Origin of the sequence: Staphylococcus pasteuri (assembly GCF_030547725.1) — a bacterium.
GTDB lineage: Bacteria > Bacillota > Bacilli > Staphylococcales > Staphylococcaceae > Staphylococcus > Staphylococcus pasteuri.
Genome location: NZ_JAUOQO010000117.1, coordinates 1 through 335, shown reverse-complemented (window position 1 = coordinate 335; position 335 = coordinate 1). Strand labels below are relative to the sequence as shown.

Genomic DNA, 335 nt, shown 5'->3' with positions numbered 1-335 from the left:
CTTTTAAACGGCGTTCAAATTCGCCTTTAACACCCGCTCCTGCTTGTAGTAACCCCATATCGAGTACTAAAAGGCGAACACCTTGTAGGTCTTGTGGTACTTGGCCATCAACAATACGTTGTGCAAACCCTTCTACAACCGCAGTTTTACCAACACCTGGATCACCTACCAAAATAGGGTTGTTTTTTCTGCGACGGCATAACACATCTACCATCATCCTAATTTCGTCATTACGGCCCAGTACAGGATCTATTTTTCCTTGTTCTGCTTTAGCCGTTAAATCTTCACAGTACTCATCAAGTGCAGCACTGTCGTTTGAGTTTTCTGATTTATTG

Annotated in this window: 1 pseudogene; it reads right to left on the bottom strand. The window is 43.0% G+C overall.

What is annotated here, in order from left to right:
• Positions 1 to 335, bottom strand: a pseudogene (locus Q4528_RS13045) (ATP-dependent Clp protease ATP-binding subunit ClpC); the annotation flags it as partial.